The sequence below is a fragment of the Massilia sp. S19_KUP03_FR1 genome (assembly GCF_036688685.1).
Classification (GTDB): domain Bacteria; phylum Pseudomonadota; class Gammaproteobacteria; order Burkholderiales; family Burkholderiaceae_D; genus JALYUM01.
In genome coordinates this window covers 60,837-86,369 of sequence record NZ_JAQQPS010000004.1, presented here as the reverse complement: position 1 = coordinate 86,369, position 25,533 = coordinate 60,837, and the positions used below count along the sequence as shown (strand labels likewise).

Here is a 25,533-nt window from a genome sequence, read left to right as displayed (position 1 = left end):
GTGTTAAAAAGATTACTCGGTGAGGCTGCCGTCGAGGCGGCCGATGCGCTGCTTCAGGACTGTGTTCTCCGTGGTCAGCGAGGCGACCCGGTCTTTCAGCGCGCCGATCTGGGCGCGCAGTTTGGCCAGGTCGTCGCCGGCCGCTTCCACGTCGGCGTCGGCCAGCACCTCGCGCTTCGGGCGCCCTGCTGCCTTCTGTTCGCGCACCTGCTTGGCGGCCTGCTGGAGTTCCTTGCGTCCGCCCGCGACGGCCGCGCGCTGCTGCGCTTCCGGCAGCGAGGCGACATTCGCGGCAGCATTGATCGAGATGGTCCCGGCGCGCACGGCTTCCACCAGTTGCGGGGTGGCGGCGCGCTGGATGCGCTCGATCTGGCTGATGGTGTTCGACGACACCCGCGCGGCCTTGGCCACGTCTTCGCGCGTGCTCCATGGCGGGCCGGCAGCCTCGTCGTTTTCAGCGCCTTTGTCGGGTTCGCCGGCGCGCTGGGCGCTGCGGGCGGCGACGATGTCTTTCTTGCGCAGCGCCAGCACGCCGCGCTGGTAATCCGACACGCTGCGGCGGGCCAGATTGTTTTCGATGACCCACAGCTGCACGTCTTCGATCGACGAGAACGAGGTATTCTGCACCGTGTTGAAAGGGATGCCGAGCTTGCGGCAAATGGCGTAACGGTTATGGCCGTCGATCAGGATATCGTTCCACAGCACCAGCGCGTCGCGGCAACCTTCGAGGCGCAGGCTGCGCTCGAGTGCGGCGTATTCGATGTCGGCGAGGGGATCGATGAAGGAACGCAGTTCCTCGTTGATGGTAATGTTGGCAGTATTCAAAACGTGTCCTTGCAATGTTGCACGCCTGGCAGCGGCGCACCGGCAAGCATGCTACACCAAACGCCGCGCCCGACAAATGTTGCCAGGATGATCCTGAGAAGGCCGACGCTGTGCTAGAATTCGGGCCGTTGCCCGGATGGTGAAACTGGTAGACACCCGAGACTTAAAATCTCGTGCTCGCAAGGGCGTACCGGTTCGATTCCGGTTCCGGGCACCACTAAGTAGTTCAAATTGATTCAAAGCAGTACACCAGCAACACCCCTCCCCTCTGCGTAACGGCAAATTCTTGTCCGTATCAGTCCAATACAGATCATTGCAATCCGATCCCCTTGCGTCCATACTTGCATCCATGGCTCTAAAACGTGCCTTTTCATGGATGCAAAATGCCGCGACTCGCCACTCCCCTCACCGACACGAAGGTCCGCGCGGCCAAAGCTCGTGAGAAGACGTACACCATGGCCGATGGTGGTGGCATGTATCTCGAGGTGGCGCCGACAGGCTTGAAGGTTTGGCGCTTGGCATACCGACAGAAAAACGGTAAGTCGAATCGGCTGACCTTCGGGACATATCCCGAGGTGTCGCTGCTCGATGCGCGGGCCCAGCGCGCCGCCGCGCGAAAGCTGTTATCCGATGAAATAGACCCTGGCGCGGCAAAGCGCGATGCTAAATCAAAAGGTCATGCGTCGTCCGCGCAGACCTTCGAAGCCGTGGCGCGCGAATGGCTCAGCAAGACGGCTGCCGAGCGCGCCGAGTCGACGCAGCGCAAGAATACCAATTGGCTCGAGCGGAATATTTTCCCTGTCATCGGGGCGGTGCCGATCGCCGAACTGAAGCCACGGGACGTGCTGGCCGCCCTACAGAAGATTGAGGCTCGCGGCGCGGTCGAATCCGCCCACAAAATAAAGCAGCTGTGCGGCCAGGTGTTCCGCTATGCCGTGGCGGCCGATCTGGCGGAGCGGGACGTGACGTCGGATTTACGCAACGCACTCTCGGCAGTGCCCGAAGCGCACTTCGCGGCAATAACTGAGCCAAAACAGATTGCGGCGCTCCTGCGCTCGATTGAGGTGTACCAAGGGCATCCTTTTGCCATGACAGCGCTGAAAGTGTCGCCGATGCTGTTCCAGCGCCCGGGCGAACTCCGGTCAATGGAGTGGGTCGAGGTTGACCTGGACGCCGCCGAGTGGCGCATCCCGGGCGCGAAGATGAAAATGCGAAACGATCACCTGGTGCCGCTGGCAACACAAGTGGTCGACCTGCTTCGTGCGCTGCATCCCGTTTCTGGTCACGGGAAATATGTTTTCCCCAGCGTCAGGTCAGACGAGCGCTGCATGTCCGAGAACACAATCAACGCAGCACTGCGCAGCATGGGGTATTCAAAGGAAGTGATGACAGGCCACGGATTCAGGGCGATGGCGCGCACGGTACTCGATGAGGTCCTGGGCGAGCGCGTCGACCTGATTGAGCACCAACTGGCGCACCAGGTGAAAGATGTGAACGGTCGGGCCTACAATCGTACGGCGCATCTCCCGGCTCGGCGCGTGATGATGCAGCGCTGGGCGGACTATTTGCAGGAATTGAAAAGTAGCGAGGCCGGCAAGACGAAGCGAGCCACGGCGTGACTCAGGATGACATTGACATGGTCGCCAAGCTGGTGGCAACGATTGAGAAGAACGCCCGGGTTGGCGCGGCAAAAGCAGCGTCAAAGACTTACCCGCTGACCTGGGTGAAGCTCGATCGATACGTGGAGCTTTCCGGGGATTCAGTGGACGCCGTGCAATCGCGGCGCCACGTCGGGAAGTGGATCGACGGGGTGCAGTGCAAAATTGTGGATGGCCGTCTGTGGATTAATCTTCCTGCCGTTGAGGAGTGGATAGAAAAATGGGACCAAATAAAACCGGCGCGCGCGGCGCTGAACTACGGCAAGGAACCGAAGGCGAAACGGCCCGGATGATCGCGGCAGACGAGGTCGCCGAAATGCTTGGCATCAGCCGCGGCGCCGTCTACGATCTGGCCGCGCCGAAGGGGCCGATCCCCTGCGTGCGCTTCGGGCGCCGCTGCATTCGCTTCAATCGGCAGGACATCCAGGCGCACATCGAAGCATGTCGCCAAACGCAAGTGCAGATGCCGTCGATGCGCGGCGCTGCTTTCGGAAGGCCAACGGTAAAGCTTAAGGTGTCGGATCCGGAAAAATTTATTCAGGAGTATCGAATGAAGACGAAAACGAAAACGAAGCCGAAACGCTGAATCGTAGTAGAGGACCTCATTCGTCGGTCGGGTACCCGAGCAAAGTTAGTGCGGCGGCCAGTCGCTGAATATCGGCGCGAAGATCGATTATGAAGCCACTTTCCTCGACTTCAAGGCGCCCTAGGTGAATCAGCCGAAGTGTCGCGAGAGCGCGCACTACTGCATCAGCTAACAGAGAATCTCTCTCTGCTTGGCGGATCACTGCCCTCACCCTGTCCATGCAGCCTCCTTAGGCAATTGGTATGAACAGAATACCAGTGTTGCTATTGCTGTCTTTGATCTTCATCAACGCATTTCAACCCGTTTCGCATAGCGCAGTCATATTCGATATCTTTCAATCAAGGCTGGCGTTAAAATTGCTTTTACACAATGCAATCGGCATGCTTCCATGATCTGGGTATTTGTAACGCTCGCGTCGCTTGTTCTTGGATGGCGATTCTGAGAATCCTACTGGCACCCCGCTGCCGTGCTAACTCGGCAAGCAGAAACGCTGGCCTGGGTCCCTACTGGATCAGTTAAGAACGACTTATGTGGGTTCGAAACGCTACATGGGCGCGGTTCGTATTTGGTCCGACTCGACCAGCTTTACGGTGTCTTGACGATGGTGACGCCCCCATACAAACTCAGTTTGAGACCTTTCTAGAAGTTGACTAATGGATTCGAGCATCCGAATCTGGCGATCAACTTGATACCCGCTGAGTTTCCAAACTACATTTATCAGCACCCGTTTGGTACCACGGCCTCCGCGTAGGTAGGTAACCAAAGAGCTACCAACTTGATACGAAAACCAGATCGACGTCTGCGTGGATGTGTCATTTCGGATTGATCTAATTTCTGACGCAGGTAGCCAATTTAATCGTCATTGGGTATTTACGCTTGCGGTTAAAAGCCGCCAACCTACACTAAATTTCGCTCACGGCAGACACCTGACTCGTTAGCGCTATCCCTACAGTCCGGCATCACGCCAATCTTGCGCGAGGGCCGAACAGGCTGTTACCTCTCTGCTTCGTTAAAGGAAATATCATGCGTATCTCATCCGTTTTGCTTCCAACAGCACTGTTTTTACTAGCGTCCAGTGCTGGGGCGCAATCCATGCCGTATCCACAAGCCGACGCCGAACCAGACGCAACTGTACGTGTCACCGGGGCACTAAAGCCGGTTCGCATTTACGACGATCAGGCACAACAAATCGCCGGAACGTACGCGTTGTCCAATGGATGGCGCCTAAAAGTAAATCCGTCATCGCATGCCATCGCGGCGACAATCGACAAGCAAAAACCAATGCGCTTGTTCGCGGTATCGCCGTATAAATTCTCCTCTAGAGACGGACGAGTTACCATGGAGTTTAACCGGGGCGACATGGGGGACGAAATGGTGATGAGTTACGCGCCAGACCCGCGGTTTGCAGAAATGGTAGTGATTTCCTCATCTGTCGCGCAGCGCTAACGGAAAAACTGGCCACGACAGACATATCAGCATTAAAACATCGTGCGGTCGTGGCCTCACTGCAACTGCAAGTCCAAACGCCACCAGCGGCTAAGCGTCCCACCTCCAGCTTCGTCGCGGCACCAAGGGTAGACCTATGCCGCGCGGGAGGCGCGCCGCTCAGTCCGTCCAGAGCGCTCACGGGTTGAGCGCACGAGCTGGTAGCCAGGTCTTGATCAGCTCCGAGACGCCGCCACGTCAAGAGCGGCGCTTATGGCCCATATTCCTCCCAACCAAGGCCGTCACCGTAGTCTGATCCACGTCAATACGCTGGCGAACAGGAGCGCAATCATTACGACTTCACCACCAAGGAGCCGCAATGGAAACCGCATCGAATATGCCGCTGTATGACTCTCGGACGCCTCAGGATTTCGCGCGATTCACGTCGAAGAAAAACCGCGTCGAGCTGGTCGGCAACATGAATGCAGTCGTGGGACCGCCGACGCCACTAGGGGTGACTTTGCAAACAGCGTTCCTGTTCGACGAAATGGAACCAGCCGACATGATCGAATTTGCGAAAGTCTGTCTGGAGATTCTCGATACCAAAAAAAAGCGGTGGTAATTCGGTGCTATCGACATGCAGCTTCGCGCTGCAGTGCGCTCTACTTTATCCCACCGACCGGAGCTGCATTCACCAAAGGAGCGCTCTTGACCTTGCTGCCCCGACTGAAAAAATCTATAGGTATCGAGTGCTCGGAGCTTAGCATGGGCGGCGCCTAGATGTAGTTCCTGCCGGTGGCAACCGCCTGAAGGGATCGCGTATATATCGAAGGGGCACGGAGAATAAAGCGCTCATTGTGCTCCCTTTGGTGCTCCCTTCCTAATTAGGCAGAAAGAATCGAGGCCCCTGGCAAAATCAAGTCGGTCGGAGAAATCGTGACGTTTTTAAGGTGCCAATGACAGATTGGTACTAGATGATCGCTGCCTGAAAATGCATTCCGTCTGGCTTGTTCCAACTTCCACCCCAAACCCAATTTTCCGCATGAAAAGCATCAAGTACGGCTGGGATAAGCGCAAAGTTAGGAGTAGTATCTCCAAAAGCGTTTCGAGCCGTATCTAAGTCAATTGCGCATCCCCAACTGTGCATCGACAGTCTGGCACCTTCTCGCATCAAGCGAAAATTATAACCGCCTCCGTAGAGGTGCATGCCCCATTCCTGTATTTTGGCTGGCTGTTTCCCGGCAGCCAACCAAATACGGTCAAAGACGCGCTCTAGGCTTTCGGCACATTTTCGATGCATTCGAGCACCTTTCGTTACCGGAGCATGATCCCATGATGTAACGAGTGGCCAGGGAGGGATTACTCGTACAATATTTTCAGCTTCCCAGGAGGCGCTAGGCTCTCCATCCATGCCGCGAGGATTTCCATAAAATTTATCAACGTCGCTTTGATGAGGCCATGCATTCATCGATTCCTCCATTGAAATTAGGATAGCAAGCGCGCTTGCGAAATTCGATCCTATACCGGCTAAAGACGTAATTACAATCAAAAACTCGCTACTGTTTTCTGCAAATTGATAGCCAAATTGTTGGAGCGAAGGGGTCGGGGTCAGCTAAACATTGCCATCAAAAAACATCTCACGTACCGAGAGATATCGCATGCTGTCGAATCGGACTGCAGTGCACGTTTTGATGAAAATAGGTCTTCCGGAGAACGCTTGTTTGGGTAGTAGGAAGAAATCAAGAATATTGTCCGTGCCGTGATTGTGTCGTGCCGCGATAACAAAATCCACCTCTGCCTTCCGGCAAATCCGCCAACTTGGCAGTCCGCGCGCAGGCTGGCGAAACGGCACTACATCCACACACGTCGCGATTTTTCCGTTGATGATCAGTGTCCAGGGTGAGCTCCCAACTTCAACCAATGCGCCGGCCTCTTTGGCTAGCGCGCAAACTTCGTTGAACAGCATCTGACGCAGCTTACGTAAAGTCCGCTTGGCATCGACGAAATCATTGAGACTAGTCCTTGACAGCCCGGCCGCATCGTACGCGCTGACCAGCGAACCGAACGTGCGAACAAAGAGTTGAGGGTCGGGCAGCATCACATCGGCGGCGATGATCGGCGCCGTGACCTTGCCATGTCGGTCATAGCAGTCCCTCAGCAAGTCTAAAAGTTCGGATGGCGCATATCTCCTGGTTCGGCGCGCGCGTTCGGCCTGGGCTTTTTTGAAAAGCGCCTTTGAAACCACCGTCGGTATCGCCCCCTCCTTGACGACCCACTCTGTCGCCAAGTTACGCTCCCGCGGATTAGACAGTTTCCCCGAGCGCCGGTTATAGGCAAGTGTTCCGATATACTTCACGTTAGTGAGAATCGACTTGATCATGCAGTGCGTCCAGGGCCGACCAAATTCGCTCTCGATGCCTTCGCGGTTCAGTAGCCTGACGATTTCAGGTTCACTGGCCCGCTGCTCAATGTAGAGCCGATATATACGACGCACCGTGGCAATCTCATCGGCTGGTCCCAGCGCAAAGACAACGCGATCGGTGAGCGTCCCTTTGGCTTCGCCGTACTGCAGCGCGCGCCGAGGTGTGCCGTCAGCGGCTAGTGAGACTCGGCGCAAGCCATAGCCGGCGTGGCCACCCTGTTTGTAGCCAAGCCCAATGAAGCGACACTGCGCGCCGAAGACCTTCGAGGACAGCTCGCGGCTGTACTCCGCTGCCATCGTGCGCTTAATGCTTTTCAACAGCGAGGCCAGCGGACTACCATCGTTCTGGAACGCTTCCGCGCAGTACACGACAGCGATCCCTGCGCGCCGGCAGGTATGCTCGTGATATGCGGCCTCGTCGACATCCTGGAAGCGGCCCCAACGGCTCACGTCATAAACAATGATCACCTTGAAGACGGCGGCGCCGGCCTGCACGTCGCTGATCAACTGACTCAAACCGGCGCGGCGCCTGATGTCGAGACCGCTCTTTCCGTCATCCGCATATTCCCGAACTATCTCCATCGCGTTCTCGCGCGCGTACTGGGCGATTGCGGCTCGCTGGTGATGGTTGGAATAGTTCTGGCTCTCGGTCGACATCCGCAGGTAGATCGCGGCGGGGGTAGAGGTCACTGTCGCATTGGTGTGTTTTGTCATGGCCAACGATAGCACCGCGTCAGTTACGCGAGCCTATACGACACATATAGAGAAACCCGGCACGTCTGGGCCACGTGTTTGCGCAAGATCAACGTCCGTCGCTTGGCAGTCTGATCCAGGTCAATATCGAGCTCATGATTTGGCCGATGATCAATGGCGTGGCGCCTCAACTTCTCGCGGCCGCGTACTTCCTACAGCGCCGACACGGCGCAGCGTTCGCTGCTGCGCTGTTGGAAGATAACGGCGTGCCCTGTGCGCATTCGCTCCGGCTGCTGGATGATCGGCTAGGCGCCGAGCATAGCCCGCAGCAGATCCGATTCGACGAACGCGGCCTTGCAGCCGCCGCCAATAGTAATGGCTACAACGACGACACCTCCTCACGAGACGCCCGTTCGGGAGAGTAATATTTGTCATCTCCTGCGCAAGCGTGTCGAAGTCATTTGTTCGCAAATACAGAGGGTGGGATTCAAAAACTTATACTGACTACTCCCTATATTCTTCGGAGCCGTGTCGATGGAGGCCCAGATCTAAGCCAGTTCAGCAAGCGTTACCTTGCCCAATGAGCTTCCTGGTTTTCCATCGGATCATTCCCTCCCTGGGGTGCGTCAAATACACTCCAGCAGATTTCGCTGAAGGCGTCGTCCATAGCGGTCAACTGGGCCCGGCCTGGCACGACCTGGCAACACATGACAGAGCGCATTACCGATTCCGTCTTTGTCGAATGGTTCACCGGTATTTATTCTAAAAAATGGGACGCTGTCCTTCTTTCGGGCGGAGGAAACGACATGATCGACGCCGCACTCTCTCCTCCCACGAGCGATCTTTCTCTGCGCCTGCTCCGCCGCCCGGATGAGTGGCTGGCCACAAGCGGTACTGCACGGTAGATCAGCGAGCCCGGCTGGAGTACGTTCACGGCTAGTCTTCAGGCCGTGTGGTTGCATCTACTGTCCGAGCGCAGCAGAGCCCAACATCCAAACGTCCTAGTCTTCATTCATACATACGCTTACATCACTCCGCGTGATGCGCCGGGGGACCTTCAGGCCCGAGGCTTTTCAGGGCCATGAGCGCGCTCTACAAAATTCCGAGCCAAGACTGGAACGGGCTGACAGACGAGTTGATACATCGTCTGGCTGAATTTTGGATTTCTCAGAAAAGTGCAGCGTCACACCAATTTGGCGACACGCATGCGACGCATCGACGTTGCCGGTCTCGCTTCGTACATTCCCAAAGGGAGCCCAGCTCAAGCTCTCCGCCTGCGGGCCAAGACATCCGCCAAGCAACCAGTAAGATCTCCATAACAACCAAACCAGAGCCGAAGAGGCAAGGGTCACGAGTAGGCAAGCGTAGCAAGACGCCTGCAAGATCGTCATCGAGTAATACCGCGATTTACGCCGCCAGGTGGATGGAACTTTCTCTTAATACATTCACCGGCGCCGCGCAGAAGGGCCAGAGCTTATTTGGCGTTTTCGAATTTCGGCAGAACGCTAAGAGTACAACAAACCGACGAGAACCGTTTTTGGGAGATAATCCGCGCGCTGAGGCTGCATTGGACGTATCCGAAAGCTGGAACAACGTTGTTGTTGCGTTAACATCACAGCTTAGCTTCCCGCAGTAATCTTATCTATCAAATACCAGGATTTTGATGGATCGGCGTTTCTTATAAGACTAAGATATCTCGTGATGTGAACGTTAAAACCAGGTGAGATACGGGCGCGTTTGCCCGCGCAACGATGAGCCGCATCATGCCGATTTTTCAAAATATTCGTGCCGTTGGCGCCACGCCTTTGGCAGACAACCTGCTCAAGTCGGCCATTGCTAAGCCGCTACTAGAACTGGTAGTTGAAGACCGCGCCTTTGCGAACACGTTGGACAAACGCGACACCCAAGGGCTTAAGGCCGTATTCCTTAAAGCCGGTTACCCTGGCGGCCGCCGAAAGGCTGCGAACAAGGTCCAAGGTGCGCTAGAGGCTCTTCACAAGGATCGCAAGATTGCGGCGCTGCCTGCCTTTCCCTTGCCAATTAAGACCAGCGTGATTATGCTTACGCTCAGCTATGCGGAGCTCGATGCTCTGCAACGCTTTCCATTCGATACGATAAACCCTATCGAAAAAGTGTGGCCACGCTTATGGTATGTCGTTATCGACGTTAACTTGAAATACAGGCCAGCTCGCGCGACACATGATTCGCAAAGTCCGCGCAGCATTATTCCCGATCCCCGCGACGAGGCCAAGGGATACATCATCGAAGATATCAACGCGACGATCGCGGAGTCGGTAGATCGCCAAACTGAGTCCACCATTGATTGGGCACCGCGGGCAAGTTCCCAATACGTGTTTGCTCAGCTGAACTATTTGATGCTGATCGAGCTATTGCGGCTAGACCGGAGGCGCGCCGCTCTACAAGCCGAATACGACGCCCGAAGCGTGTCCAGCCGCGCGGAGGATCGGAACTTAAACAAGGGACTGCGCCAAAAGGACGAATCGGTCAGCACTGAAAACTTCTTGGCGATTCACCAGATATGGCCTGACTTCGAGATTAGCAGCTGCGTGTATCGCTCACTGCGTACTGTCAAGGCAGATGCGGCGCAAAACTCGTTCAGTGCCTTTGGCGACGGCATCTGGTGGGCGGTGCTTGACTCGGGGGTAGACGCGGAGCACCCACATTTCCAGATGCACGACAATATCATTCGCGACGGGCGTTACTGCAAAGATTTTACGAGGGAGCAAAAGCTAGGCGAACCAAACTCTGCCCTCTCTGACGAGTACGGCCACGGTACCCATGTGGCCGGCATCATCGCCGGCCAGCAACTGCAACCTGCAACGCGGCGAGCCTCGGACGGTGATGGTAGCAAGAGCAGTATGCAGCGTAGCACCGAGGAGTCGATCCGTTACCCGAGGGAGTCAACGATGATGGCTGCCTCGCGCGAATTGGATCCCTTGAACGATCTAGATTCACTTCGAATCAAAAACATCACTCGTAAGCTCGACGCCATTGCCGGCATTGCGCCCAAGTGCAAGCTTGTCAGCTTGCGGGTGCTGGACAAGGATGGCGCAGGGCGAGCTAGCTGGGTCCTGTTAGCTCTCGAACACATTCAAACAATTAATAGTTTTGGGCGCAACCTGAAAATTCACGGGATTAATCTGTCGCTTGGACACGGCTTTAATGCGGAGTGGTTTGCCTGTGGCCACAGCCCACTTTGCGTTGAAGTGAACCGTATGGTCAAGTCCGGGGTTGTCGTGGTGGTGGCTGCGGGTAACAGCGGCTATGGCGTCATCAATTCGCTGCTCGATTCCGACGGTATCAACGGCTCGCTTGACATGAGCATCAACGATCCCGGCAACGCCGAGCTTGCCATCACGGTAGGCGCCACTCATCGCGATCAGCCGCACAAATATGGTGTGTCGTATTTTTCATCAAAGGGGCCGACCGGCGACGGCAGAAGCAAGCCGGACCTGCTTGCCCCGGGCGAACGGATCGTGTCAGCGGCGGCAGCCGACAGCAAGCTTGTGCATGATTACCAAGACGAACGGAAAACTGTCTTTGCATACATGGAGCAGAGTGGGACGAGCCAAGCAGCGCCTCATATGAGCGGCGCTGTGGCTGCTTTCCTGTCTATCCGGAACGAGTTTATCGGCGAGCCGGAACGCGTTAAACAAATTTTCACTTCGACCGCGACCGACGTTGGCCGGGACCGGTCTTTCCAGGGTGCTGGCGTGCTAGATCTTCTACGTGCCATCCAGTCCGTATGACACCTGTGCCACCAACCAGGAGCGGAACATGACGACCTATGGCAGCATTCCTTTTCAGTCCGTTATTTTTGATGAAGATGGCAAGCTGAAAGAAGCGCGGCCCTCGCCTCCAGACGTGACGGATCTGATCATCATTTCGCACGGCTGGAACAATGATGCGGACGAGGCAACAGGCCTTTACGAAGAGCTTCTAACGAACCTGTCGTCGTCATTGGAGGCGGCAGGAGGACCAAACGGGCGCACCTTCGCAGCAATCGGAGTGTACTGGCCATCCAAGAAATTCGACTTCGACGGACGCGGACAGCCTCCATCGGGCTACGATAACAAGGAAGCCGCGAAGGGTGGCGTGGAGAATGGTGTTATGCGCGCTGCCAGCGCGAATAGCATAGCCTCGCCAGTTGTCGACAACGCGATGAAGCAGCTTTCTGCTTTATACAACAAGCCCGCCGATCAGGGCAAACTATCCGCCATACAGGCCCTCGTAGAAAGCCGCAAACTGGACGACAACCACGCGGGAGTGTTGCTGGTAGGGGCGCTGCGGGATCTGCTGGCAGGCGTGGAACAGTCTGAGCTCGATGGGTCCAAAGCCTTTTTTAACAAGGACAAAGGCCTGCTTTACGAAAAGGCCCAACAACCAATAGATCGCACGCTCAAGACAGTCGGCGCCGGAGGCGACGGTGACCGTATCGTTGCCAAGAGCATTGGCAATGTGCTCAACAAGATTGAAAGCGGATTTGCCAACCTGCTCAATGTTGGCTCCTACTACACGATGAAAGAGCGGGCCTCTATCGTGGGGGCGGCGGGCCTAGCGCCTTGCATTGACCATTGGGCGGAAGCTCTTAGTTTGAAACGCGTTCACCTGATCGGGCACAGTTTTGGCGCGAGGCTGGTCACTGCGGCTGCGATGGGGACGCAAACGGGCAAGCTCAGCACGATGAGCTTGCTGCAGGCCGCATTTTCACATAACGGGTTTGCTGTTGGCAAAATCACCGGGTATTTCCGGGATGTGGTCAGCGCTAAGCGAATTAAGGGGCCGATCATGGTCACCTTCAGCACTCACGATTCTGCGGTTGGCACAGCGTATGCAATTGCATCGCGCCTGTCGGGGACTAATTCCAAGGCCATCGACGGCGGTCCAAATGACCAGTTCGGCGGACTGGGAGCAAATGGCGCGCTGCACATGCAGGAGGGCGAGTCGGCGAGCCTGCAGATGCTAGCAAACGGCCAGCCATACACACTGAGCCCGGGGGTGTTTCATAACCTAGAGAGCAGCCGATTTATTGCGTCTCATGGCAACGTGCGCGACGTGAATGTCGCTTGGGCGATTGCCAGCGCACTTCATGCTGCGCCCTAAAAACAGGACGCGCCAATCTAACCTCAGTGGCGTTGGGCTTGTAAGCGGCGTTGGATAACCTAGTTGTAATCCGTGGGCGGCACCCATTACTTTGAACAGTATGGCGAAGTATCGGAGCAAGCAGAGCCAGGCAGTTTTCTCAGAAGCGCATTTTGCCGCTAGTGGGTACAGATCGCCAAGGCGGCATACCTGACTCACAGGCTCAGTTGCAGCGTGGTGCCGACGCCGTAGAAGGACAGGTAGCCTTCGGTCGTCGGAACCACGGCGATCTGCTGGTCTTTGAGGCGCGCGCCGTGCTGGCGGATGGGCTTGACGGAGACTTTCATGTGGCCAGTATAGCGGCAAACCGACCACAAATTTTTAGCTGCTTATGTACGTTGCATCGAGTCGCCAATTAATTCCGCCGGGAGCTTCTCTTCGTGTTATTTTTATGAAAACGTTGGAGACGCTATGCTGACTTACATCGCTAGTTTATTTGTTCCTCATAAGTGGCAGGCGACTACCTACCGTCGCGAATGCACGCTTTGTGGCCGCATCGAAATTCTTGAGGAGTACACGGACCCGCACGGACCGCCATGGATATGGACCGCGTCGAAAGATGGGGATAGATCACTGCACTTGACCGACAGAAATAGTAGCACCCCAGCCCATCGCAAATAGGATCACCGGCAGCCGGCCACCACCACCTCCAGCTTCGTGGCGTAGCCCTGCTACCGGCTACGCCACGCCCTTAATCTTCTCCACCGTGCGCAGGCCGCCCAAGCCAAGCAGGCCCAGCAGCACCGTCGACATTTCCGTGAAGTCCAGCACCGGCAGCGCAATCGGATGGCCAGCGGCAGTCAGCGCGAATGCCGCGGCTGGCGCCAGGATGAACTTGTAAGCGAAGGCGAAGCCGCACACCCACATGATGAACGGGCGCGGACCGGCGACGAACAGGCTTGTGCTGGACGCTTCGGCCTGATTGATCGCCAACTGGCCTTTTGCCATATCCAGATCAGCCGACAGCTGCGCCAGTTCGCCGGTCTGCTGCAAGCGGATCAGCTCGAGCTTGGCCGTGGCCGCTTGGGACGGATCTGGAAACAGGCGGTCGATGACCTTGCCACCGATGTCGAGCATTGCTGTTACTGGGTCGAGCGCCATTATGCGGCTCCTTTCAAGAGATTGTCAGCAGTCGACCAGTTGGCCGACCAGGTAGCAGGCTTCGGTTTGCCCGGGCGCCAAGCGTTGATGTACTGCTGGTAGCCAAGCTCGACCCGTTCGGGCAGCATGCTCGGCAACACGTAGATCATCAGCCGCGCGGCGATCGCCGCCAGAACATCGTTGTAGCGCATCGCCTCCCACAATCCGGCTGGCGTCGGCGCGACATTAAAGTCAGCGCATGCCTGCCGCATGATCGGCGCAGAAGTGCGATGCGTCAGCATGCCATTGCAGCCGCCGCCGGCTTCGAACTGCCAGAACGATGAAGCCGGGCCGGACTCGCTACCGTCCGATACAACCTGGCGCCGGTGGCGCAGGCCGGATTCCTGCAGCGCGATGGCCAGCATCAACCGGCGCGCTGGCAGCTTGTCTTCGATGCCGCGTTCGTGAAGGTACGCCAGCGCTGGCACGATGGCCGTTTTCAGTAGCAGTTCAGGGGTCATTTTTTCACCCCATCTCGCTCAAGCGCGCCGACGCGGATCGCCAGGATCGCCTGCGACTGCTTCAGTTCAGCAAACTGGTCGCGCATCACGTCGGCGCGCGTCGAGATTGCTTCCTGCTTCGCTTCCATTTTCGTCTGGGATTCCACGATCTGTGTCAGCTTGTTGTTCTGGTTTGCGGCCATCCAACCTATGTAGAACAGGCCGCTGACGACGGAAAAAAACATCCCAATGATCCATGGCAGGGGCATGGAAACATCGATCAGGCGGCGGCGGTTCGGTACAGGGTCAACTACGGGTGCTGGCGGTGGACGTGGTGGCGTCATTGTTTCCTCGGTTTTAATTTGTATAACTGGGCGCTCGAGCATTCGGCATCCCAAGATCATGGCGTCGCAGCTCATAGTTGCACCCGCGCCACATGGATGCTGAGAGCCGAGCCGGCGCACGTGGCGGCGGCCATCACACCGTCTCCATATCGAATGTGGTTGCGTGCCGTTCGAACCCGGGCGTGCTGAGTGCGGCCGACGCGGTGAAGCAGTACCAGCCCTGATTGAAGCGCTCCAGTTCGCGATCGGCGTCGCCCGGGTACAGGCTGAAAATAAACGGCTCAGTTGTGCCGTTCGCCACGCGCGCGGCCTCGACGGTGTAGCGGTCCGCCGCCGTCAGGTGCGACAGGTCGATGGACGCCTTCCGGCTCTTGAAGCTGCGGTAGTGGCGCAAGTTGCTGCCGTCGTCGCGGTACGAGGTGCTGGCGTCCTCCTGTGTCACCGGCGCGCCGTAGTCTGCCGTCTCGGCTGGCGACCACTGGGTGCCCACCACGATGCGGCCGGTTTCGATGTAGCCCTGCAGGTTGGCCGTGTCCACGATGTCGATCACCATTCGACGCACCATGATGTTATCGAACCACACACGCGAGTGCGCACCGCCACCGTAGGCATACGCGCTGGCCGCCTGCGCTGCGGTCCATGGCGGCGCCAGTTCGATTGCTTTTGCCGGGCACGCTAAAACTGTCCCGGTGTCGTAGACCAGCGCCGTACCGGCGGCGTCTGAATAGCAGCGCACCCGGATGGTCGATGTCGGCGACTCGTTCGTCCATGGGCGGTGCACGCCGCCCACCAGCTGCGGGCTGGCGAACGTGAGCGAGTAGCTGGCCGACGTGCCGACCGATCGGTGCACCTGCGTCTTGACGTCGGTGAGCATGTACGGCACCTGCGTGCCCAGCGCGGTCGACGAGGCGACGATGACCGCCAGCCGTGCCACGTTCTTGAAGATGAATTTAGCCATACCGAGTCCTATTAAGATGCGAGAGGTGCTGGCTGCTGCGGCGAGTCAGGCTCAATCTTTACATCAACAAGTTGCCCACCTTGAAATGGGCTTGTATCGTCTGAGACCAGCCATGCTTTGATATCGACGATCAGGTGCCCGGCCGTGACGGGCGATGGCATGGGAATCATGTGCCGCATCATCAGTCCGCCCCGGTTCTGGTACACCGCGGCATTGGCATAACTGTCAATCGTAAGCATGAGCAAGTCGAAAGGCTCCATGCATCCCACATTTTTCAGAACGTGGAAATCCGTCGGCCCATTTGCCGTCGTGAGTGGTATTTGAATCATTGATTCCTCAGGGGTAGAGGTTGTTGTCGATGACGGCGACGCGGGTATAGACCACTTGCGTCGTGTCGGTCACGCTGAAGAAGCCATTGCGGTCTACGCGGACGCTGTAGCCGTACTTGCGCGAGTAAAGCGTATTTCCGTTGGACCAGAAAATATTGCTGATTGTCGTGTCGTCGTACTGGTCTATAGTCTGACCGGTATCGAAGTCGATATAGGAGCCGATGTAATACGGAACAGTGACTGAGCCACGGCTATTCGCCATGATCGACTTACCCGCCATGCTGAAAGGCAGGGTGATTGACGCGTCCTTTGCGTCTATGCGCTCGCTATCGGTCGGCCACGAGCTGGCCAATGCCAATTCGGCGTCATAAGTATTGCCGGCCAACCGCAGTTGCCGGCAGCCAGTGTCGAAAATCAATCGACCTTGGGAATCCCACGCGCGCGCGCCGTACTGCTGGCCTGCACCATAGGGAAAGTTCAGGTGCAATAGCCCGAAGACGCGGATATAAAGCGGCCCGGGGTTACCTCCGTTGACAAAGTTGCAAAAGATGCTGGCAATCCATGTATTGGGGTCGCCCGGGGCTTGCCTGAGGCCGGACATCACAACACCCGCTCGCAACTGGAGAAGCCCATGCCCCTGACCTGATCCGTCGTTTTCACTGCCGTTGACTGTCCCATATGGCAGACCGAAAAATACCAGCGGATAGCCGACACAGTGAAAGGAAATATCGCCTCCCGACTGGAGTACGTTGATCGAGTACTTGCCCAGGTAGACGTAGCTGAACGAGTCCTCGTCGACCGATACGATCCCACTGTCGTTGATCGCCCTGAAGCCATAGCTCATTGATTGGCTCCGGTCAGCATGACGACTAGATATCCATCCAAGATCGGCAGCCCGACCGCATTGTTATCAACGAAAATTCGCACTGTCGGCGTGCCATTCGGATAGCTAACTCGGCAACTCAAAACTGCTGATGGGTAAGGGTCGTAATCTCCATATGGCGACGTCAAGAATGGCATGATTTTCTTTCCCTGGAATTGCGGATAAGAGAGCGTCAAGCCGGCGCCGCTCCCAACTTGATTATTTCCGGAAATGAACTGCTCCGTTTTTGGAAATAGCGTTAAATCGACCGTGCTATCAAATGTGAGATTTCCTTGAGCGTCCCACGCGCGCATCCCATAAGTCATACGTCAAGGTTCCCCGACTGGAATCGCTTGAGGTTGTTGGCGTCATAAACCCGTTCGCCATCTTTGTCAATTTCTACCCCTGCGCCGACGTTGCCAACACGGCCGACATTAAGCTTGTTGGCGGTGACGGCGCCATCGGCAATGAGCACGCTATCGGAGACGCGCGTGATGCTAAACCCGCCAAGCTGCAACGACCCTGCCGAACACTGGCTCTTGATGCGAATCTGTGACCGGGACGTGTAGCCGTTGATCGGCACGGTGTACGTGGCTGTGAAGGACTGCAGCCCCTTAGCCGAGTTCTGGTCAAACCCGACCGGCAGGCCATCGCCCCAGTTGTAACCGCGCGTCGGGCCGCCCATGAGATGAAACTGGACATTCGGAATGTGCCAGAAAGGCGTGACGCTGCCGACAAAGTCGCCCGACACGAATGCCTGAAACTCGACCAAGTACGTGGCGCCGGGCGTCATTGGGAACCATCCCGTCAGGGTGTCAAGCGGTGCGCCATTGCCATTCGCGGCCTGAATTTTCAGGGCGTATCCGGATTTCCAGAAAGTGCCGCCTGCGGAGTAATCGTCGACCGTAAATCCGAGCCGGCCCCACCATGCCAGATCGCGGAATGCCGGGTCGGGGATGATGTTGTCGCTGGTGCCGATCTTGAGCATGCGCGCGGTGATTGCGCCGTCGACAAACAGATCTGAACGGAACACCGCCTGTGACTGGCCGTTGACCTGCCCGACGGTGAAAATCGGCTTGCCAGCGCCGCCCGGCAGTGCGACCCCCAGCACGTCCACGTTGAAAATCATTGTGCTGTAGGGAACTCCGTTGATAGGGGTACTGGCCAGCCCGAAGCCGCTCACGTGGCCGTTGTTGTCGATCTTCCAGGTGAGTTGGCCACTCAAGCCATCGAGCGACTGGGATTGCGTTTGCAACGTCGTCGTGTGCTGGCCGACTGTCGTGCTGAGCGTCTGCGTGGCGTTCGAGATCGCCGTGTTTGTCTGCGCGCTGGTGTAGTAATACTGGTTGAGGTAGCCGGTTGTGACGCCGTTGGTTGCGGCAAATTCCGAGCGCAGTGTGTTGGCCAGCGTACTCAGCGAATTATCGATAGTTGTTTTGCCGTACGCGTAGGTTTGCACGAACGCGTTTGACGTCGAGACTGCTTGGTCGCGCGCGGAGTCTGCGTAGCCTTTGTAATTTGCCGTGATCGTGTTCGTCTGGGCTGCTTCCGCCTGGGTGGCATCAACCTTGCCAAGCGCATAGCTCCGCACGTCGGCGGCGGCATCCGCCTTTGCCTCAGACTTTTTCTGGTCAGCATAGCTTTGTAGGCTTGCTGTCAGGGTGCTTGTTTGATTTGCCTCTGCAGCCAAGCTGTCTGCCTTGCTGAAAGACCAGCCTTGAACGTAGGCCTCGGTCGCGCCACTACTTGACACGAACTCGGCGCGCAGCCTATTTTCGGCAGCGGCGATTGCCCCGTTAGCGTCGGCGAACGAGTAGCCGTATGCCCGCATGTTCGCGTCGGCAGTCGTCACAGCTTGAGTGCGAGCAGTGTCAGCGTATGCTGTGTAAGCGGCAGCGATCTGCGTCGCTTGGATCGACAGCGCAGAATTGATTTGCTGCTGGCTGAACGTGTAAGTCTGGACGTACGTGGCGCGCGCGCCAGCCTCGGCCAGCACGGCAGCAATGCGGTCTGCGACTTCCTTGTCGATGGCATCGGCGCGGGCTTGCGCCTCGGCCCCGAGAGCGATAACGCGCGCGTCCGTTTCCTTCTTGATTCGCCCCTGCACGGTTGATGGGTTGGACGAGGGACCATCAACCAAGTCAATACGCGTGCGCAGGTCGGTATATAGCATCGAATCGGTGATGCGGCCCTCCAGGGCGGCAACCAAGTTCGCAGGCGACAGATCCGCCGGCGTGCCGTCCTGACCCCTCGCCCCGTCGATGATTTTGTAGAACGTTCGGACACGGATGAACGCCTCACCCTGATAGACGAATGTCACAGTCACCTTGACAGTATCGGCGGTCATGTCCGAGAACAGCAGTGTGCGTTCGTTCGGCGTAGTGCCGGTCAGCTTGCCGCCGGACGTGATCGACCACATGACCGTGCCGGCGAAGCCGACCGGCGTCGCGGTGAATTTCGCCGACGTGATCGTGGGCGTGCCGGCGGAATTCTGGTGGAACGCTGGCGGGTCGACGTCGAGCAGCAGCGATTTCCCGGCGGTCGGATTGATGTTGCGCGGCACCGTCCCGCGAAGCAGCCGGTCGCGCTCGCCGACAACGGCGCTCAAACCAGCACCCCGACGTCGCAACTGCCCTGCTTCCACTCGGGCGCCAGCATGATGACCTGCGCGCGCACGCCGGCGGCCATGCTGTTTTCGTGGTGGTAGATTGTGACCTGCTGGCCCAGCACAATTTGAAGCATTTCAGGCGTCCCGGTAAATTTATAGATGCTGCGCGGCACGGCGCCGAGGTCAACAAGGCGATCGGCTTCAGCCTGCGCCTCGGCTTTGATCTTCAGCAGCGTCGGCTTGGCAGTCACGGCGGTCGACATCTTGTAGTCGTCGGCAACGTCGTCGTTGGTGGTCGTGGCGTAGAGGTAGTCGTCAACGAAAAGCTGCTTATTCGCGTCGGAAATGGCTGTGACAAGGTTGTCTTGCTTCGTCCAGTTCCTGTCGTAGCCGATCGACGCGGCGGCCACCGGCGGGATGCTGGTCACCGGCTCGAGCGTGCCGTTCTTCATGTGGTGCACGCGGATATCGAATGTGCTTGCGCCCGCGATGCCGATCTGGATCAGGCGCAGCTTGCCCAGCCGCGACGGGATCGCCTGTGCGCCCAGGCTGCTGGCCAGCTGGTCGATCGCATTTTTGACGGTCGTGTTGTCGGTGATATAGATGCCGGCCTTCTGCGGGTGCGAGGCCTCGAACGCGTCCAGATTCGCCAGGTCGAGATCGGCATCGATGTAGCGGCCGTCCTCCTTGCCATAGCCGGTGGCGATGCGCCGCACCAGCGCGGCCACCGTGTTGCGGTAGACGCCGCCGAACTTGTCGCCCTGAACCGAGCATGTGACCGTTCCGAAATCATCGACGGCGAGAGTGAAATAGCCTTCCGCGTGGTTCACGGTGTACAGCGACTCGTCGATCACCATGCCATTCATGCGCACTTCGAAGATCCATTCGACCGGGCCGAAGTGCACGTAGTACCGATCCGTTCCGGGGTCGTACACTGGTGTGATGTTGAAACACTCGCCAAAGCACGACGGGTACAACGTTCCGGCCATGAGCGACGTGCCGCCGAAGGTACGGTCCGAAATCGGAGTGTCCAGGCGCTGCAACTGGTCCCGCAGCTTGACGGCCAGCAAGAACCGGCTTTTGCGCGCGATGCCGGACGCCATGCCGTTGAGGATCATGCGGAAGTTGCTGGCCGCCCAGCGCGCATCGCCGAAGTACGCGCGTTGCCCCCTGCTGGCCCAGATATCGTCCAGATACCAGTCGTCGCGCACGAAGTCGCCGTTGTCGAATTCAACATCGCCGACGGCCATCGTCGCCGCGCTGGTGAGCGACACTTGCTCAGTGAACTGCACGCCAGCCGATGCGATCGGGTCGTAGAACGTGTTCGCCGGCGAGTCAAGCGGACCGGTGATGGGGAATGAGCCGTTGCACGTGTAGCGCGTGACTTCCGCACCATCGACCAGCACGTCGGATTCGAACAGCGTCACCGGGATGGCGTCGGGGGACGACAGCCAGGCCTCGTATTCAGGATCCGAAATCGGCACGATGACCGGCATCGGGACAGCAGGCGTCTGGGCGTCGAAAACCACGCCGGCGTCTGCTGCCGGCGCGTCGAAGATGAGATCGATCATCGTGCCGCCGTCACTTCTGCGATCAGGTTCTGCGCCCAGTTGCCCGATCGCTGCGCTTGCTCGGCGCCGGCCGTGACTGCCTGGGCATTGTTCGCTGCAGCCGTCAGCGTGGCTTGCACCACGGCATCAGTCTGGCGGTTGATGGCGGCGAGCAGCGCAGCGTTGTCGGCCCGCAGTTCGTCGTTGTCAGCGCGCAGGCCTTTGATTTCCTCAGTCAGCGGCGCCATGTTGGTGGTGCCGACTTCGCTCCAGTTCAGCACCGGCGTCGGCATCGTCAGCGCTGCCTCGATGCTGCTGGCCGTGGCATTCAGCGACGCCAACTGGCTGACCTGCTGGTCGAGGGCGGCAAGCTGCTGCTGCGCGTCGGTCATCTGCGCGCCGGCAATGGCGTCCAGCGCCGCCAGGTCGGACTGCACCTTAGCGAAATTGGCGATGTATGCCGCGCTGCTGGCGTTGACGATCTGGTCTGCAGTCAGGAATGCCGTGGCAGCCCCGGTGATGCCGGATCGCGCAGTCTCGTCGCCGGCCTTGGCCTTGGCAAGCATCGCTTCGTACTGGCTCTTGGCCTCGGCATCCTTCTGCATCGCCGTGAGGGGCGACAGGCTGCCCAGCAGCTGCGAATCGCTGAACGACTTGATGCTCTTGCGGAATGCGTCCAGGCTGGTGACCGACGTTTTCAGCGTATCGGAAAGCGAGGCCGCGTTTTGCAGCGCAGTGATCTGGTCGAACAGGGCGACGTTGCTGGCGTCGATCGCGGTGCGTTCTTTCGCGCGCAACTGCAACGACGTCAGGGTCAACTGGTCCAACTGCTTCTGCAGGTCCTTGCGCTCGTTCAGCACGTCAGCCTCGGTGCGCAGCGCGGCGGTCGTCGCTTCAATGGCCGGGTGGACCTGGGCGAACGCATCCGACAGCGCCATCATCGACGCGAACTGCTGCGCGCCGGCGGCAGTAGTGACGTCCAGGCCTTGCACCACCGTCTTGAACTGCTCGCGCGTGGTGACGCTGGCCAGCCCGAGCGAAGCCATTGCCGCGGCAACTGCATCAGCAACCGGTTTCAGGCGCTCGGCCTCGGTCAGGTAGTTTTGTGCGAATGCCGTGGCCTGCGAAGTCAGGTTGGACACGCCGCCGGCCAGCTCGATCAGGCGCTCGCGCGCCGCCGCAGACGAGATCGTCAGCGAGCCGAACATGCTGGTGCCGTTTTTGCCCAGCAGCATGGCGACCTGATTGGTCGCGTCGAAGTCGCCAGCCAGGCGCTGCAGCGTTGTGGCCATCGTCTCGCCGGACTTGTTGAACTGGGCCAGGCCCGGCACCAGGCGCAGCGCGATCTCGTCGCCCACGCCCAGGAAGAAGTCGCTGATGGCTTTTTCGTTTGCCGTGGCGTCGCTGGTCAGCTTGATGTCGAACGTCTTGCTGTACGCCGAAAGGTTGTCAACCGACGCGCCGACCGACGTGGCGAAGCCGGCCGACGCCGTTTTGATCGCCTCGAAGCCCTGCGTGAACTGCGCTGTTACCTCTGGCGTCAGCGCGGTCTTGTCGGTCCAGTTCTTGTCGCTGCGGAACCAGCCGCCATCCTGGTGCAGGTTCTGGTACGTGTTGCCGCTGACGCCGCTGGCCGACAGGGTTCCACTCAAGCCCTGCGACTTCACCTCTGTGCTGCCCATGCCGAAGGCGCGGTTGATCAGGCCCGAGATGGCGCCCACGGCCACGCCCAGTACCGGGTTGACGTAGCTGGCCACGGCGGTGGCGACCTTTTGCGCAGTCATGAAGCCGCTGCCGGTCGAGTACTGGCCCGAGATTGCCTTGTTCAGCGCGGAGCCGGCGGCATATGCGGCGGCCGCGCCGGCAACTTGACCGACTTGCGATGCGAACGGCGTGAGCGCCTGGCCGCCGGCGGTCGACAGGCCGGATGCTGCTGTGGGCGTGTATCCGGCGGCGCTCAGCCCCTGCTGTACGTAGCCGGCCACACCGTCGCCCAGCGCTTCGAAGCCGCCGGTGATTGCCTTGTACATATTCGACGCGGTCTGCGCGATGCCGATCAGGCCGGTGGCGCCAGTCGTGCCGGTGCCGCCGGCCGCGCCAGCAGCTTCGGCCAGGCCAGACGCGCTCGTCAAGCCGACAGACGCGCCGATGTTCAGTACCCACTTTTTGATGACCATCTGGTACAACAGGTCGAGCAGGCCGTTTTTTAGCGTGTCGCGCAGTCGATCGAATGCCGACTTGCCGCTGTCGAAGATGCTGACGAAGGTGTCGTGGGCGGTCGATTCGATCGAATCCCACATTTTCCGCTGCTCGTCGATCTGCGGTTTCAGCGACTGGTTCGAGTACCAGATGTCGTACTGAGTTTTCAGCGCCTTCTGGGCCTCGGTACCGTCGCCCGCCAGCTTGATGCGGTCCTGCCAGATTTTGGCGTCGATGGCCAGCAGCGCGGCAGCGCGGCCCTTCTCGTCGTAAATCGATTCAGCGGCGAATTTCTTGTTTTCGTCGGCGAGCTGGGTTGCATATTTCAGCGCGTTGCTTTGCCCGAGCGTGGCCTGGCCAACCTCCGTGCGCAGGTCGCGCTCGGCCTCGAGTTGCTTAATGGTCTGGCCTGAGATTGGCAGATTCGCCTGGCGCAACTTGTCCAATTCCTTCTGCATATCGGTCTCGGCATTCACGGCGACCATGAGCCGCGCCACAGCGTCTGCGCTCTTGCCATAGGATTGGTACTCCGCCTCGAGTGCGTTTCGCGAAGCTGATCGCGCTGTCGTGCCTTCATCGACGTACTTGGCTACTTCCTTCTGCGCCTTGGCCTGGGCAACGAGCTTTTCCGACGCATCGAGTTCAACCAATGCCGCCTTTGCTGTCGCCAAGTGCGCAGCAGATAGCGCTTTCTTGCCTGACGCCTGGTCAGCGTCAATCTTGATGGCCAGCTTCTGGCTCTCGGTGACGGCGGCGCCGGTTAGCAGCTCGAGTTTGTTCTCGGCGATCTTGCTGGCGATAGCCGCGCTCACCGCGGCATACTGGTCAGCCTCTTTCTTGGCAGCGGCTTCGGACGTCGATCGCGCATCCTTCGCTGCGGCGGCGGCTTTCTGCAAGGCATCTTGACCCGCCAATTCCTCCATGCGATTCCAGTATTGCGCCATCGAAAGCTTCACCGTGCCATCGCGCACACCAGCCGCAAGTACGATCTGCTCGCGGCGCGCGGCCGTAAGCGCCTGGCCGGTGGCGATTTCTTCTCGCGTGGCGTCGTTCTGGGCCTTGATCGCCAAGCTGGTGGCGTTGTAGGCGTCGATCTGCTTTTGCATTGCCGCATCCGTGACGGTTGCCTTCGTGCCACTGGTGAGCGGCGTTGCGCCGGGCACGTAACCTGCTGATGGCGCGGTCTTGAGTGCGCCGCCCAGCCCGGTTGCTTTGGCGATATACCCAGCCAGCCCGACGCCTGCTTCGGTTGCTTTTTTGACGACGTCTGAAAAATAACCGGCCATGCTGTTCGCCCATCCGGCGATTTTGTCGGTCAGCTTGTCGAACAGCGAACCGCCGCCATAAATCTGGGCGAACGCATCCATGATCTTGTTCTTGGCTTCAAGGATCGACACCGATGCCGTGGTGAGCGCCGGCGTCAACTTGTTCGACAGCGACGTGCTGATGTCCTCCCACATCGACTTGCCGCCAGGCAGAACCTCGTGCCAGATTTTTTGCAGACGCACTACGGCTGCAGCTTGGTCATCGGTGGTGCCAGAAACAAGGGCGCCAGCGTGCGCGATATCTTCGAGCAACTGGACTTTGCCGCCAAAGCCAGCCTTGGCTGCGGCGTCGTATTTCTCGGTTTCGGAGGACATGGCGGCAATGTGGCGCGCGAAGTCGATCAACGTCGAGTCAGTCGCCAGCAGTTCGTTGCCGCTGTTTTTGACACTGACGCCGAGATCTGCGAAGACCTTGCCACCGGTGCCAGCTGCAGCTTCCTTCATGGCGTCCTGAAAGGCCTTCACTGACGTGCCAAGGTCGCCCACGCTCATGCCAGACCGCTTCGCCGCGTCCTGAAACTTACTCAGGGAGCCGGCGCCCATGTCGGTCGAGACGGAGATTTTCGCGAATGCCGCGTCGATCAGCAGCCCCTTGGCAGCCAGGGCACCGATTGCAGCGGCGGCAGCCACGGCGATACCGATTACGGCGGTCAGCGCAGAGCCCAGCTTGGACAGCCAGCTATCAGTTTTCTTGTCGGACTGCTCGGCCTCATCGCCAATATCCTTTGTCGCCTTGCCCACCCCGGGTAGCATGCTCAAAACCTTTTCGAGCGCACCAGATGCGGAGTCTTTGAACGAACCCCATGCGGCGCCGGCCTTATCGCCCAGGTTCGAGAAAAACGACTTCGCCGAATCCCACATCCCAGCGAAATACGACTTCACCGTGTTGAAAATGGACGCGATGAAGCCGACGTTCTCCGTGGTCGTTTTTTTGGCCGCGGCCATGCCCTGATTGAATTTTTCGACGTTTGCCGACAGGTGGACTTCAATTGCGTGCGCCATGGCT

General features: G+C 58.5%; 23 protein-coding genes and 1 tRNA gene. 10 read left to right on the top strand and 14 right to left on the bottom strand.

Annotated elements, in window-relative coordinates; translation table 11 throughout:
• Positions 1-12: 12 nt before the first annotated feature.
• On the bottom strand, positions 13-825 hold the full coding sequence (locus V6M87_RS05460) for a hypothetical protein (protein ID WP_332848740.1): 813 nt from the start codon (positions 823-825) through the stop codon (positions 13-15).
• 130 nt (positions 826-955) lie between these two features.
• Between V6M87_RS05460 and V6M87_RS05455 the strand changes: the two genes are divergently transcribed.
• The 6 genes from V6M87_RS05455 to V6M87_RS05430 all read left to right on the top strand — a co-directional run bounded on the left by V6M87_RS05455 (position 956) and on the right by V6M87_RS05430 (position 5,116).
• Positions 956-1,042, top strand: a tRNA-Leu gene (locus V6M87_RS05455).
• A gap of 166 nt (positions 1,043-1,208) precedes the next feature.
• Complete coding sequence (locus V6M87_RS05450) at positions 1,209-2,444, top strand: tyrosine-type recombinase/integrase (RefSeq protein ID WP_332848739.1); 1,236 nt, start codon at positions 1,209-1,211, stop codon at positions 2,442-2,444.
• Positions 2,445-2,461: 17 nt separating this feature from the next.
• Positions 2,462-2,776, top strand: coding sequence for an excisionase (locus V6M87_RS05445; RefSeq protein ID WP_332848738.1), 315 nt, complete (start codon positions 2,462-2,464; stop codon positions 2,774-2,776).
• Positions 2,773-3,069, top strand: a complete 297-nt coding sequence (locus tag V6M87_RS05440; RefSeq protein ID WP_332848737.1) for a helix-turn-helix domain-containing protein — start codon at positions 2,773-2,775, stop codon at positions 3,067-3,069. Before V6M87_RS05445 ends, V6M87_RS05440 begins: the two co-directional genes overlap by 4 nt.
• A gap of 1,023 nt (positions 3,070-4,092) precedes the next feature.
• Positions 4,093-4,515, top strand: a complete 423-nt coding sequence (locus V6M87_RS05435; protein ID WP_332848736.1) for a hypothetical protein — start codon at positions 4,093-4,095, stop codon at positions 4,513-4,515.
• A 358-nt stretch (positions 4,516-4,873) separates the two neighbouring features.
• The gene (locus V6M87_RS05430; protein WP_332848735.1) at positions 4,874-5,116 is read left to right on the top strand and encodes a hypothetical protein; all 243 of its coding nucleotides are present in this window, start codon (positions 4,874-4,876) and stop codon (positions 5,114-5,116) included.
• Positions 5,117-5,464: 348 nt separating this feature from the next.
• Here the strand turns inward: V6M87_RS05430 and V6M87_RS05425 are convergent, their stop codons facing one another.
• A complete protein-coding gene (locus V6M87_RS05425) occupies positions 5,465-5,962 on the bottom strand; it encodes a M15 family metallopeptidase (protein WP_332848734.1) in 498 nt (165 codons plus the stop codon).
• A 144-nt stretch (positions 5,963-6,106) separates the two neighbouring features.
• Positions 6,107-7,630, bottom strand: coding sequence for a recombinase family protein (locus V6M87_RS05420; RefSeq protein ID WP_332848733.1), 1,524 nt, complete (start codon positions 7,628-7,630; stop codon positions 6,107-6,109).
• Positions 7,631-7,704: 74 nt separating this feature from the next.
• Between V6M87_RS05420 and V6M87_RS05415 the strand changes: the two genes are divergently transcribed.
• The 4 genes from V6M87_RS05415 (at position 7,705) to V6M87_RS05400 (ending at position 12,733) form a co-directional block, all read left to right on the top strand.
• The gene (locus tag V6M87_RS05415) at positions 7,705-8,034 is read left to right on the top strand and encodes a hypothetical protein (RefSeq protein WP_332848732.1); all 330 of its coding nucleotides are present in this window, start codon (positions 7,705-7,707) and stop codon (positions 8,032-8,034) included.
• Positions 8,035-8,316: 282 nt separating this feature from the next.
• Positions 8,317-8,514 (top strand): hypothetical protein, encoded by a 198-nt coding sequence (locus V6M87_RS05410; RefSeq protein ID WP_332848731.1) that lies wholly within the window; start codon positions 8,317-8,319, stop codon positions 8,512-8,514.
• Positions 8,515-9,372: 858 nt separating this feature from the next.
• Positions 9,373-11,379 (top strand): S8 family peptidase, encoded by a 2,007-nt coding sequence (locus V6M87_RS05405; protein ID WP_332848730.1) that lies wholly within the window; start codon positions 9,373-9,375, stop codon positions 11,377-11,379.
• A gap of 28 nt (positions 11,380-11,407) precedes the next feature.
• On the top strand, positions 11,408-12,733 hold the full coding sequence (locus tag V6M87_RS05400) for an alpha/beta fold hydrolase (protein WP_332848729.1): 1,326 nt from the start codon (positions 11,408-11,410) through the stop codon (positions 12,731-12,733).
• 194 nt (positions 12,734-12,927) lie between these two features.
• Here the strand turns inward: V6M87_RS05400 and V6M87_RS05395 are convergent, their stop codons facing one another.
• From V6M87_RS05395 to V6M87_RS05345, 11 genes are all read right to left on the bottom strand, one after another.
• Positions 12,928-13,059 (bottom strand): hypothetical protein, encoded by a 132-nt coding sequence (locus tag V6M87_RS05395; RefSeq protein ID WP_332848728.1) that lies wholly within the window; start codon positions 13,057-13,059, stop codon positions 12,928-12,930.
• 391 nt (positions 13,060-13,450) lie between these two features.
• Positions 13,451-13,873, bottom strand: a complete 423-nt coding sequence (locus V6M87_RS05390; protein ID WP_332848727.1) for a 3TM-type holin — start codon at positions 13,871-13,873, stop codon at positions 13,451-13,453.
• Positions 13,873-14,373 carry a hypothetical protein gene (locus tag V6M87_RS05385; protein WP_332848726.1) on the bottom strand — a complete coding sequence of 167 codons (501 nt, stop codon included), beginning with the start codon at positions 14,371-14,373 and terminating at the stop codon, positions 13,873-13,875. The genes V6M87_RS05390 and V6M87_RS05385 overlap by 1 nt, the downstream gene beginning before the upstream one ends.
• Positions 14,370-14,738: a hypothetical protein gene (locus V6M87_RS05380; RefSeq protein ID WP_332848725.1), complete on the bottom strand. Its 369-nt coding sequence runs from the start codon at positions 14,736-14,738 to the stop codon at positions 14,370-14,372. Before V6M87_RS05380 ends, V6M87_RS05385 begins: the two co-directional genes overlap by 4 nt.
• Positions 14,739-14,829: 91 nt before the next feature.
• Entirely contained in the window at positions 14,830-15,654 is an 825-nt protein-coding gene (locus tag V6M87_RS05375; protein WP_332848724.1) for a hypothetical protein, read from the bottom strand.
• A gap of 11 nt (positions 15,655-15,665) precedes the next feature.
• Positions 15,666-15,983: a hypothetical protein gene (locus V6M87_RS05370; protein WP_332848723.1), complete on the bottom strand. Its 318-nt coding sequence runs from the start codon at positions 15,981-15,983 to the stop codon at positions 15,666-15,668.
• Positions 15,984-15,990: 7 nt separating this feature from the next.
• On the bottom strand, positions 15,991-16,827 hold the full coding sequence (locus V6M87_RS05365; RefSeq protein WP_332848722.1) for a hypothetical protein: 837 nt from the start codon (positions 16,825-16,827) through the stop codon (positions 15,991-15,993).
• Positions 16,824-17,171 carry a hypothetical protein gene (locus V6M87_RS05360; protein ID WP_332848721.1) on the bottom strand — a complete coding sequence of 116 codons (348 nt, stop codon included), beginning with the start codon at positions 17,169-17,171 and terminating at the stop codon, positions 16,824-16,826. The genes V6M87_RS05365 and V6M87_RS05360 overlap by 4 nt, the downstream gene beginning before the upstream one ends.
• Complete coding sequence (locus V6M87_RS05355; protein WP_332848720.1) at positions 17,168-19,453, bottom strand: hypothetical protein; 2,286 nt, start codon at positions 19,451-19,453, stop codon at positions 17,168-17,170. Before V6M87_RS05355 ends, V6M87_RS05360 begins: the two co-directional genes overlap by 4 nt.
• The gene (locus V6M87_RS05350; protein ID WP_332848719.1) at positions 19,450-21,024 is read right to left on the bottom strand and encodes a hypothetical protein; all 1,575 of its coding nucleotides are present in this window, start codon (positions 21,022-21,024) and stop codon (positions 19,450-19,452) included. The genes V6M87_RS05355 and V6M87_RS05350 overlap by 4 nt, the downstream gene beginning before the upstream one ends.
• Positions 21,021-25,529 carry a hypothetical protein gene (locus V6M87_RS05345; protein WP_332848718.1) on the bottom strand — a complete coding sequence of 1,503 codons (4,509 nt, stop codon included), beginning with the start codon at positions 25,527-25,529 and terminating at the stop codon, positions 21,021-21,023. The genes V6M87_RS05350 and V6M87_RS05345 overlap by 4 nt, the downstream gene beginning before the upstream one ends.
• Between the last annotated feature and the right edge of the window lie 4 nt (positions 25,530-25,533).

What these genes read in the sequence shown, in the direction of transcription:
- V6M87_RS05450 (WP_332848739.1), top strand. Translation starts at nt 1,209, where the DNA reads ATGCCGCGACTCGCCACTCCCCTCACCGACACGAAGGTCCGCGCGGCC.
- V6M87_RS05445 (WP_332848738.1), top strand. Translation starts at nt 2,462, where the DNA reads ATGGTCGCCAAGCTGGTGGCAACGATTGAGAAGAACGCCCGGGTTGGC.
- V6M87_RS05440 (WP_332848737.1), top strand. Translation starts at nt 2,773, where the DNA reads ATGATCGCGGCAGACGAGGTCGCCGAAATGCTTGGCATCAGCCGCGGC.
- V6M87_RS05435 (WP_332848736.1), top strand. Translation starts at nt 4,093, where the DNA reads ATGCGTATCTCATCCGTTTTGCTTCCAACAGCACTGTTTTTACTAGCG.
- V6M87_RS05430 (WP_332848735.1), top strand. Translation starts at nt 4,874, where the DNA reads ATGGAAACCGCATCGAATATGCCGCTGTATGACTCTCGGACGCCTCAG.
- V6M87_RS05425 (WP_332848734.1), bottom strand. Translation starts at nt 5,962, where the DNA reads ATGAATGCATGGCCTCATCAAAGCGACGTTGATAAATTTTATGGAAAT.
- V6M87_RS05420 (WP_332848733.1), bottom strand. Translation starts at nt 7,630, where the DNA reads ATGACAAAACACACCAATGCGACAGTGACCTCTACCCCCGCCGCGATC.
- V6M87_RS05410 (WP_332848731.1), top strand. Translation starts at nt 8,317, where the DNA reads ATGACAGAGCGCATTACCGATTCCGTCTTTGTCGAATGGTTCACCGGT.
- V6M87_RS05405 (WP_332848730.1), top strand. Translation starts at nt 9,373, where the DNA reads ATGCCGATTTTTCAAAATATTCGTGCCGTTGGCGCCACGCCTTTGGCA.
- V6M87_RS05400 (WP_332848729.1), top strand. Translation starts at nt 11,408, where the DNA reads ATGACGACCTATGGCAGCATTCCTTTTCAGTCCGTTATTTTTGATGAA.
- V6M87_RS05395 (WP_332848728.1), bottom strand. Translation starts at nt 13,059, where the DNA reads ATGAAAGTCTCCGTCAAGCCCATCCGCCAGCACGGCGCGCGCCTCAAA.
- V6M87_RS05390 (WP_332848727.1), bottom strand. Translation starts at nt 13,873, where the DNA reads ATGGCGCTCGACCCAGTAACAGCAATGCTCGACATCGGTGGCAAGGTC.
- V6M87_RS05385 (WP_332848726.1), bottom strand. Translation starts at nt 14,373, where the DNA reads ATGACCCCTGAACTGCTACTGAAAACGGCCATCGTGCCAGCGCTGGCG.
- V6M87_RS05380 (WP_332848725.1), bottom strand. Translation starts at nt 14,738, where the DNA reads ATGCTCGAGCGCCCAGTTATACAAATTAAAACCGAGGAAACAATGACG.
- V6M87_RS05375 (WP_332848724.1), bottom strand. Translation starts at nt 15,654, where the DNA reads ATGGCTAAATTCATCTTCAAGAACGTGGCACGGCTGGCGGTCATCGTC.
- V6M87_RS05370 (WP_332848723.1), bottom strand. Translation starts at nt 15,983, where the DNA reads ATGATTCAAATACCACTCACGACGGCAAATGGGCCGACGGATTTCCAC.
- V6M87_RS05365 (WP_332848722.1), bottom strand. Translation starts at nt 16,827, where the DNA reads ATGAGCTATGGCTTCAGGGCGATCAACGACAGTGGGATCGTATCGGTC.
- V6M87_RS05360 (WP_332848721.1), bottom strand. Translation starts at nt 17,171, where the DNA reads ATGACTTATGGGATGCGCGCGTGGGACGCTCAAGGAAATCTCACATTT.
- V6M87_RS05350 (WP_332848719.1), bottom strand. Translation starts at nt 21,024, where the DNA reads ATGATCGATCTCATCTTCGACGCGCCGGCAGCAGACGCCGGCGTGGTT.
- V6M87_RS05345 (WP_332848718.1), bottom strand. Translation starts at nt 25,529, where the DNA reads ATGGCGCACGCAATTGAAGTCCACCTGTCGGCAAACGTCGAAAAATTC.